At 68.3% G+C, this 863-nt stretch carries 1 protein-coding gene; it reads right to left on the bottom strand.

Translation table 11 applies throughout. The features are described from left to right. On the bottom strand, nucleotides 1–863 hold an 863-nt coding region (locus ACOADB_RS19735), incomplete at both ends, for an ABC transporter permease (protein ID WP_378602382.1).

The following is an 863-nucleotide window of genomic DNA, read 5'->3' as shown; positions in this document are numbered from 1 at the left end:
GGGAAGAACGAACCACTCAGGAACGCCATGGGGAGCACGAGGAAGTTCGCCAGGTTGATCGCACCCTCCGTGGTCTTGGCCACCGCGCCCGCGAGCAGGCCCAGTGCCATGAAGCACAACGTGCCGACCACCACCAACGGGATCGCCATCCACCACGAGCCGGTCAGGGTGAGCCCGAACGCCGCGGCACCGAGACCCAGGAAGATCGCGAGCTGGCCGAGTGCGATCAACAGCGTGACCGTCACCCGCGCCCCCACGATGGTCCCCGTCGTGACCGGGGCGAGCTGGAGGCGGCGCAGCAACTTGGACTGGCGCCAGCCCTGCAGGGTGGCCGCCGCGCCGATCGCGGCGCTCATCGCAACCGCCCAGCCCAGGAGTCCGGGTGTGACGTACTGGATGGTGCTCAGGGAGTCGTCCTCGACCTGCTCCGCTTCGAAGCCGAACTTCGGCGGCTGGCCCGTCGCTGCGACGTTGGCGCCGTCGACGAACGCCCGCAACGTGCCCTGCGTGATGGCCGCCTTGACCTGGTCGGTCTGCGTGTAGTGCGCGATCACCTTGTCGCCGCGCTGTTCGAGCGCAACATCCGCGTCGCCCTTGCGGACCTCCTCGAGCGCGGCGGCCAGGTCGTCGTCCTTCGTGACCTCGAAGGTCTCGTCGAACGCGCCCCGGGCGCCGTCGGACAGGTCGTCGATCAATGCCACGTGGCCGACCTGGATCAGGTCGACCTTCGACTGGTCCTGGTTGGCGAAGAGTCCACCGAAGAGGACCAGGAACATCAGCGGGAACAGCACCGTGAAGAACACCGAGGCGCGGTCACGCAGGAAGCCGCGCAGGATCGCCAGGGAGAGCGCCCAGAACGGTCC

Source organism: Nocardioides sp. CPCC 206348, from assembly GCF_048654705.1.
GTDB lineage: Bacteria > Actinomycetota > Actinomycetes > Propionibacteriales > Nocardioidaceae > Nocardioides.
This window is presented reverse-complemented; position numbering and strand designations above follow the sequence as displayed.